Origin of the sequence: Pseudomonas rossensis (genome assembly GCF_039888995.1) — a bacterium.
GTDB lineage: Bacteria > Pseudomonadota > Gammaproteobacteria > Pseudomonadales > Pseudomonadaceae > Aquipseudomonas > Aquipseudomonas rossensis.
Genome location: NZ_JBBWCB010000194.1, coordinates 1 through 8,192, shown reverse-complemented (window position 1 = coordinate 8,192; position 8,192 = coordinate 1). Strand labels below are relative to the sequence as shown.

8 protein-coding genes and 2 pseudogenes are annotated in these 8,192 nt (G+C 60.1%); 5 read left to right on the top strand and 5 right to left on the bottom strand.

The window, feature by feature from the left end:
• Positions 1–25: 25 nt before the first annotated feature.
• Positions 26–452, bottom strand: a pseudogene (locus WLY71_RS28335) (helix-turn-helix transcriptional regulator).
• Positions 453–594: 142 nt separating this feature from the next.
• On the opposite strand from WLY71_RS28335, the pseudogene WLY71_RS28330 reads away from it, so the two are divergent.
• Positions 595–1,509: pseudogene (locus WLY71_RS28330) on the top strand (extracellular solute-binding protein); the annotation flags it as partial.
• A 213-nt stretch (positions 1,510–1,722) separates the two neighbouring features.
• Positions 1,723–2,844 carry a DmpA family aminopeptidase gene (locus tag WLY71_RS28325; protein ID WP_347806193.1) on the top strand — a complete coding sequence of 374 codons (1,122 nt, stop codon included), beginning with the start codon at positions 1,723–1,725 and terminating at the stop codon, positions 2,842–2,844.
• Here the strand turns inward: WLY71_RS28325 and WLY71_RS28320 are convergent.
• Positions 2,801–3,451 (bottom strand): NAD(P)H-dependent oxidoreductase, encoded by a 651-nt coding sequence (locus WLY71_RS28320; RefSeq protein ID WP_347806192.1) that lies wholly within the window; start codon positions 3,449–3,451, stop codon positions 2,801–2,803. The two genes, WLY71_RS28325 and WLY71_RS28320, sit on opposite strands and share 44 nt — an antisense overlap.
• 86 nt (positions 3,452–3,537) lie before the next feature.
• Here WLY71_RS28320 and WLY71_RS28315 point away from each other — a divergent pair, with 86 nt between their 5' ends.
• Positions 3,538–4,218 (top strand): TetR/AcrR family transcriptional regulator, encoded by a 681-nt coding sequence (locus WLY71_RS28315; RefSeq protein WP_347806191.1) that lies wholly within the window; start codon positions 3,538–3,540, stop codon positions 4,216–4,218.
• Positions 4,219–4,588: 370 nt separating this feature from the next.
• Here the strand turns inward: WLY71_RS28315 and WLY71_RS28310 are convergent, their stop codons facing one another.
• A complete protein-coding gene (locus tag WLY71_RS28310; protein WP_347806190.1) occupies positions 4,589–5,278 on the bottom strand; it encodes a GNAT family N-acetyltransferase in 690 nt (229 codons plus the stop codon).
• 88 nt (positions 5,279–5,366) lie between these two features.
• Positions 5,367–5,936, bottom strand: a complete 570-nt coding sequence (locus WLY71_RS28305; RefSeq protein WP_347806189.1) for a YceI family protein — start codon at positions 5,934–5,936, stop codon at positions 5,367–5,369.
• A 204-nt stretch (positions 5,937–6,140) separates the two neighbouring features.
• On the opposite strand from WLY71_RS28305, the gene WLY71_RS28300 reads away from it, so the two are divergent.
• Both WLY71_RS28300 and WLY71_RS28295 read left to right on the top strand, forming a co-directional pair.
• Positions 6,141–6,896: an SDR family oxidoreductase gene (locus WLY71_RS28300; protein WP_347806188.1), complete on the top strand. Its 756-nt coding sequence runs from the start codon at positions 6,141–6,143 to the stop codon at positions 6,894–6,896.
• 133 nt (positions 6,897–7,029) lie between these two features.
• The gene (locus WLY71_RS28295; RefSeq protein ID WP_347806194.1) at positions 7,030–7,437 is read left to right on the top strand and encodes a MerR family transcriptional regulator; all 408 of its coding nucleotides are present in this window, start codon (positions 7,030–7,032) and stop codon (positions 7,435–7,437) included.
• Here WLY71_RS28295 and WLY71_RS28290 read toward each other — a convergent pair.
• Positions 7,364–8,192 (bottom strand): NAD-dependent epimerase/dehydratase family protein (locus WLY71_RS28290; RefSeq protein WP_347806187.1); only part of this gene is annotated, 829 nt, incomplete at its 5' end. The two genes, WLY71_RS28295 and WLY71_RS28290, sit on opposite strands and share 74 nt — an antisense overlap.

The window sequence follows — 8,192 nt, the reverse complement described above, 5'->3', positions numbered from 1 at the left end:
AGCCTGCGATCTTTTGATGTTGATCTCAGCGCGGCTGCAACACCAACGCAAACAGCTCACCATGCCCATTCACATTGAGCTTGTGATAGAGATTGCGCCGGTGCACCTTCACCGTCTCCGGGGAAATGCCCATCTGCTGGGCGATGGCCTTGCTTGAGATGCCCTGAAGAATCAGGCGCGCCGTTTCGATTTCCCGCACTGACAGACGCGCGTCGAAGCGATCCAGCAGGGTCGCCAGATCCCCGGCCACCGCTTCGGCGGCCGGTCCTTGAAGCGGCATCAAGCAGGCGCGGCACCCGCCCGGCCCGCATCACCGCGACCAACGCGTTGTCCATCGGCACCAGCAACCGCAGCGTGTCGACCAGCGCTCGCCAGAACCCGTCCTGCCCCAAGGCACCAAATACCCGCGCCAGCCCTTGGTGCACCGGTAACTCTTTCAACAACGCGTCCACGCCCTACCCCTTTCGAGTAACCCATGATGGGAATGGGTGAGTCCACTCCCTGCCGATACGCTGCAAGCACCTGATCATCACCGGCCTGCAGCAGGCCAGGAGTGCCGCATCATCAGTCGTCACCGCTCGCATTTCAATCTTGGAAGTGCTGGAAGGCAAACTGCTCACCAGCCGCAGCGGATACGACGTGGTGGTGGCCAGCAACTTCAGCTTGCCGACCCTGATCAAGGCCGGTGCCCTTGCACCTCTGCCCCACGCTCAGATGCCTGACTTCAAAAACATGGATGCCGATTTGTTGGCGAAACTGGCCAACAACGATCCGGGCAACCAGTACGCCGTGCCCTATCTGTGGGGCACCAACGGCATCGGCTACAACATCGACAAGGTCCGCGCCGCGCTGGGCGACAAGGCGCCGGTGGATTCCTGGGATCTGGTGTTCAATGAAGCGAACCTGGCCAAGCTCGGCGAGTGCGGCTTGGCCATGCTCGACTCGCCGGCCGAGATGCTGCCGGTCGCCCTGCACTACCTTGGTCTGCCAACTAACAGCACCAACCCCGAGGACTACAAGAAGGCCGAGGCACTGCTGCTCAAGCTGCGTCCGCACATCGCCTACTTCAACTCGTCCAAGTTCATCAGCGACCTGGCCAACGGCAACATTTGCGTGGCGGTGGGTTGGTCCGGCGCGATGCTGGAAGCCAAGACCAATGCCGAGCAGGCGAACAACGGCGTGAAGATCGCCTACAGCCTGCTGAAAGAAGGCGCGCCGGTGTGGTTCGACACCCTGGTGTTGCTCAAGGACGCACCGCATCCGGATCAGGGGCTGGCGTTCATCGACTACCTGATGCGCCCCGACGTCATCGCGCCGGTCAGCGATCACCTCTCCTACCCCAACGGCAACCGCAGCGCGACGCCACTGGTGGCCGAAGCCACCCGCAACAATCCTGCCGTGTATCCGTCGGCCGAAGCCATGGCCACGTTATTCACCCTTCAGCCTCTGCCGCCCGCCACCGAGCGCGTGCGGACGCGGATCTGGAGCAAAGTGAAAAACGGTCAATAAACCCGATGGGATCTGTAGCAGCTGTCGAGCTTGCGAGGCTGCGTTCGGCTGCGCAGCAGTCGCAAAGTCTAATTACGCGGTGCTTCAGGGGAATCGCGTTAACCGGATTCACGACTGCTGCGCAGCCGAACGCAGCCTCGCAAGCTCGGCAGCTGCTACAGGGATTGCGTTAGCCAATAATTTTTTTGAATGAATTGAAGGATGAGAGAAACGATGAAACCACGTGCCCGCGACCTGAACATCCAGTTCGGCCAACTGCAACCCGGCCCGCTCAACGCCATCACCGATGTGCCCGGCGTACGGGTCGGCCATAGCAATGTGCGAGGACGCACCGCGAACGGCCACGACATCCTGACCGGCGTCACCGTGATCGAGCCGCGTGCCGGTTCTACCAGCCTGCAACCGTGCTTTGCCGGCGTCCATGTGCTCAACGGCAACGGTGATGCCACGGGTCTTGAGTGGATTCGCGAGGCAGGACTGTTGACCAGCCCGATCGCCTTCACCAACACCCACAGCCTGGGCGTAGTGCGTGATGCGCTGGTGACGCTGGATCGTCAGGAGCAACCCGATGACGGGCGACTCTACTGGAACATGCCAGTGGTGCTGGAGACCTTCGACGGTCTGCTCAACGACATCAACGGTTTCCATGTGAAGGTCGAACATGTGGCCGAAGCCCTGCGCATGGCGGTGGGCGGGCCAGTGACCGAAGGCGCCGTCGGCGGCGGCAGCGGCATGATCTGCCACGAATTCAAGGGCGGAATCGGCACCGCTTCGCGACGTCTGAGCAGTGCTGAGGGCGGCTGGACCGTCGGCGCCATCGTCCAGGCCAACCATGGCATCCGCAACGAATTGCGCGTCGATGGCTACCCGGGCGGGCGATATATGGAAAAGGCCGACTCGCCGTTCCTCAAAGCGTCCTTGCCGCATCCGGGCATGGGCTCGATCGTCGTCTGCCTGGCCACCGATGCACCGTTGCTGCCGCACCAGTGCACGCGCCTCGCGCAGCGCGCCAGCCTCGGTCTTGCTCGCACCGGCGGCGGTAATGAAGATCACAGCGGTGACATTTTCATCGCTTTCGCCACCGGCAACCAGCACGTGCCGCCCGCCGCTTACGAGAGCAAACGTGCGCCGACCACCGACAACCTGAGCATGGTCAACAACGACCACATCAGCGAGTTGTTCCTGGCCGCCACCGAGGCGGTGGAGGAAGCGATCATCAATGCCTTGTTGGCCTCCGACACCGCCGAAGGCAATGGCCATGCGGTGCCGGGACTGGACGCCGGGACGCTGCTCAACGCCATGCGTCGGGCGGGTTGGCCGGGAGAGCAGGGCTGACAAAATTGAGGTGTCTGGATGCCGTAAAGAGCTCGCGACCGAGGCTTTTCGCGGCGTCCAGGTGCACCGTCGGATCCTGAATTTCCGATTCAAGCAGCAGCTCGGACGTCACCACCCGTGCACCGCAATAATCAAAAATCCCATGGTCAATCTGCGTCTTCATGGCCTCGGCATAACCGTGCCGGGCGTAGGTGGCAGCGTCGGCACCGCCCACACCTATCAGGTGAACCCGCAGATGGCCAAGCTTCTTCTCCAGCTTGGCATCGGCAGTGAAATCGAACGCCCAGCCGTTGGCGAACACCCGATCAATCCAGCCCTTGAGCAGCGCCGGCATCGACCACCAGTAGACCGGATAAACCAGCACCACCGCATCGGCGCGGTCTATCCGCGCTTGCTCGGCAACCACATCAGCAGGGGGCGGCGCTTCCCGGTGATGCACCGCCAGATCAGCGACGCTGAACCTCGGATCGAACCCTTCGGCCGAGAGGTCAGCGATTTCAAAGGTATGACCGGGATCGTCCAGGGCGATGCCCTGAGCGACTTGCGCAACCAGGCTATGGGTAAGCGAACGAGGATCGTGATGAGCCACAACGATAAGCGCGTGCATGCTGGAAACTCCTGATTGAGAGTATAAGGCGGACCTTATATACTCTTGGTAAGTTAAGATCAGTAAGTTACTTTTGGTACATAGCCATGTCAACCACCGAAACAGACGCGCAAGATTCCACGCCGCAACCGCGACGACGAATGTCCCGGGAGGACCGCCAACGCCAGTTGCTGGACGTCGCCTGGCAACTCGTTCGGGAAGAAGGCACAGACGCGCTGACATTGGGGCGCCTCGCCGAGCAAGCCGGGATCACCAAACCGGTGGTGTACGATCACTTCACGACGCGCCCCGGGTTGCTGGCGGCGCTCTACCAGGACTTCGACGCCCGACAGACTGCGCTGATGGATGCTGCGCTTCAGGACAGCGAACCGACTTTACCCGGCACCGCCAAGGGGATCGCCTCGTCATACGTCGACTGCGTGCTGCTTCAGGGCAACGAAATCCCCGGCGTCATCGCGGCACTGGCCAGCTCCCCGGAACTGGAGAAGATCAAGCGTGAGTACGAAGCGATTTTCCTGAACAAGTGCCGAACCGCCCTCGCCCCTTTCGCTGGCTCTGGTGAGATCAAGCCAGCGGGATTGCGGGCGATGCTCGGTGCGGCGGAAGCCTTGTCACACGCCGCCGCGAATGGAGAAATCAGCGCCGTGCAGGCACAGGACGAACTGTACGAAACCATCATCGCCATGGTCGAAAGAAGTGCCCGTGGCGACGTTGGAAAAATCGCAAAAACTGACGCCGGACAGATGGATTCGACTAGCGGTACTTGAGCGCCAACCCCCAACTTTCTACGATGATTCTACGCAGCCGCTTGTTTGCTCAAGCCGTTGCGTAAGTGGTGAGTGAAATGAACCCCTACCAAGCTCACCACTTGTTTCATGCGCATCTTGAGCCTCGAGGGCTCTACTTCCTCCCCATCAAAGAGCTTTGAGGCTCTTTTTTTATCTGCACGAATTCCAGACAAGAAAAAGCCCGGCATTTGGCCGGGCTTTGCGCGTCTGATCGGATTCGATCCAACAACCAACACAAGTCCAATGTGGGAGCGAGCTTGCTCCGGGCGGCGTTCCGACGATGGCGGTGTGTCATTCAGCATTTATGTCGACTGCTACACCGCCATCGCGAGCAAGCTCGCTCCCACAGTTAACCAAGTTCCTCCAGCCGCTCCCGGACAAACTCATTCGCCTTGCGCGTCATCTGGTCCAGATGCCGGTCACGCTGTTTTTCCGCATCGAGCATGGCCCGCTTGCCGTGTTTTTGCAGCAGGTACGTATGAATCTGTCGCACCTCGAGCGAGCTGTAGATCGACGCCACGTCCAGCACGGCCATCAAGCCATCACTGCCGTGATCGCGGGTGTTCATCAGTACTTGAGTAGCGCGCACTCCCACCACCCGAAACCCCATTGCCTCAAAATACGGCACCTTGGCCACCGCGCACGTCAGTTCGGCATGCGGGTAACGGCCGACCATTTCCCCCAGCATCCGCCGCGCAATACCTTGGCGTCGATGGCTGGCACTCACCGCCATATACGCAACACCGCATGCATCGGGATCGTCCTTGACCGGCAGGTACAGCAAGAAGCCGACGACCTTCTCGGGGTCGTCTTCGTCGGTCGCGACGAGCAACTCCACCGCAATCCCTTTCGCCCCGTTCAACGCCTCCAGATAGAGGTGAACCTCATAGCCGATCGCGTACTGGTACACGTTGTACAACAGATTGCTCGGCGCGATAGCGACCATGCTGATGTCGGTCAGGTAATCGACCACCATTTGCAGGATCTGGCTATTGATGTGCTCGGGGCACGGGGTTTTGAAATGGGTGATCTGGGGCATTCGTGGCTCTGACTCTGGGACGGACGTGAAGAGTGTGTTCGCAGGCGTGCCTATCATAACGTGCCGGGGCAGCGTGCGCCGCAGCACGTTACTGCTGCGGCGCAACCATCCGAAACCGGATATTGATCTTGTCAGAGACAACACCACCGGCCCATTCACCTTCACCGACTTTGAAGTCGCTGCGCTTGAGCGTTAACTGGCCATCGAAAATCCCGATGGCGTTCTCGGTCTTCAAGAGGACCGGTACCTCCACTTCACGCGTGATCCCCCTGAGCGTGAGTTTGCCGGTGATCGAGTAACGGTTGTCGCCCAGTACCTTCACGCCGGTCGATTCAAACGTCGCCACTGGATACGTTGCCGTGTTGAACCAGGCTGGTTTTTGCAGTTCGCTGTTGGCGTCGCTGCTTCCGGCATCGATGCTGTCGAGCTGGATGGTGAGCGCGGCCCGGCCTGCCGACGGGTTCGCCGTGTCGAAATCAAGCGTGGCCTCGAACTTGCGGAACGTGCCGTATACCCGCGAGGAGAACTGTTTAAACGTGAAGGAAATCGTGCTGGCGGTCTCATTGACCTGCGTGTATTCGACCGCCTGGGCGCAAGGCAACGCGCCGAATGCAAGGGCGGCCACCAGCACGGCGCAGGTCGGGAATCGATGTTTCATGGGATTCTCCGGTCGGGTCCCGTCTTGAGCTGCGCCGCCGCACACATGAGCCAGCGATAGGTGGACTAAAGCAAACAAACGCCGTTAATTCCACCTGCCGCTCAGACTTCCGACCACCTGTCGGCCCACGCCAATGGCCGCCCGATACGGCCGCTGCCCGGGTGTTTAATGACTGTCCCAACTCACCGCATCGGGAGACCGGCCATGAAATTCGTCATCATCGGAGGAAGCGGGTTGATCGGCAGCAAAGTCTGCAAGAACCTCCAGGATCTGGGGCATGAAGTCATATCTGCGTCACCGAGTACCGGCATCAACGTCATCACCGGCGAAGGCCTGGCGGACGCGCTCGAGGGCGCCGACGTGGTGGTCGACGTGGCCAACTCCCCCTCATTCGAGGATCACGCGGCGTTGCATTTCTTTGAGACCGCCGGGCATAACCTGTTCGCTGCCGAGAAAGTTGCCGGCACCCGACACCATGTCGCCCTGTCAGTCGTCGGCACCGAACGTATGCTCGATAGTGGTTATTTCCGGGCCAAAATGGCACAGGAAAAACTCATCAAGGCCTCGGGTGTTCCCTTCACCATCCTGCGGGCCACGCAGTTCTTCGAGTTCATTGGTGCCATTGCTTACTCGGGTCGCGAGGACGGCAACACCATCCATTTAACGTCCGCCGCGTTGCAACCGGTAGCCTCGGTCGATGTCGCGGCAGCACTGACGGCTATCGCTCAAAAAGCGCCGATCAATCAGACCGTGGAAGTGGCCGGGCCGGATCGCCGACCCATTGTCGAGTTCGTGAGTGAGTACCTGAAACACACCAAGGACCCGCGCGAAGCCGTTTCGGATGACACGGTTCCTTACTTCGGCGCCCCGATCAATGACAAGTCCCTCACGCCAGGCGATAGCCCCATTGTCGGAGCGACCCGGTTTGAAGATTGGCTAGAGATCGCGCATCCCTCTTGAGTTGCTATTGGCAATGATGATCAGCGGGCTCAGGTATCAGCTCTTCACAGGCAACGGCTTGCAAGCAATTCGGGCTGCGATAGGATGACGCCCGGATTTTCGATAGCGACTCGCATGGCGAGAAGGATTGCTGATGTTCATTGGAAGACTCGCCGGGCTCACCGGTTGCACCCCGAAAGCCATTCGACTTTACGAACAGATGGGGTTGATCCCGGAACCGGATCGCCAGGGTCGATATCGCGTCTACACCTCACATCACCTCACGCTCGTGCGCCTCATCCGCCGGGCGCAGATCGCCGGTTTCAAGCTCGCCGAGATGGTGCCTCTCATCGCTGCAAAGAACACATTGAAAGCCTTTCCCGTGGAACTGGCCAACGAGGCGATCGACCTCAAGCGCCAACAGATATTCGGGAAAATAGCCGACTTGCTGGCCTTGGCTGATCACCTCGGCGAACTCAAAATCGAGATCAATTCCCTTTTTGAACCGGGCGCAGTGATAACGCCTCATAGCGATGCGTCGAGCGCTGGCCGAGATAGATAAAAGTCGATTGCAGAGCGACTTCCGGCGCCCGCGGACGGAAGCCCAATTCGGTCCTGGCCTTGGTGATGGCGTATTCCTGCTTGACGCCGTGGAACATCCTCACCTGACTGAGCAACAGTTGGGCTGGCCGACCGGTCAACCCGGCCCAACGTTCCTGTATGCACGCCACCGCGACCAACAGCCATTTGGGTGCCGGCGGTGGTGGGCGATAGCCCGGTGAAACCACGTTCGCGGCATCAATGATCTGGGCCAGTGAAGAGGACCGTTCATTCGCCAGAATGTAGCGCTGCCCTGACCGGCCTTTTTCTGCCGCGAGGATCATCCCCAGGGCGACATCTCGCACGTCGACAAAATTGAAATGAAAGCCTGGGTCCAGAGGCATTTGCCGCCGCCAGACCGAATCGACAAACTTCATGGTGTCAGTCAGCTTGGCCGCGTTGGGACCGATCATCGCCGAGGGCAACACCGAGACCATCCAAAGGTTCAGGGCCTGAGCCGTACGCCAGGCCATTTGCTCCGACAGGATTTTGGACGCGTAATAGGCATTCTCGTCCTCGTCATTCCAGTGCTCTTCATCGAGCGCCTGCCCGTTCTGACCGATGGCCGCAACGGAACTGACATACACCACGCGCTTGACCCCCGCCTTCGCCGCCGCCTGCAAAACGCGACGTGTTCCTTCCACATTCGGTTCGATAATCTCGGCGTGCGGATGCCTCGCCCAATGCTTGAACACCGCCGCGACCTGAAACAACAGG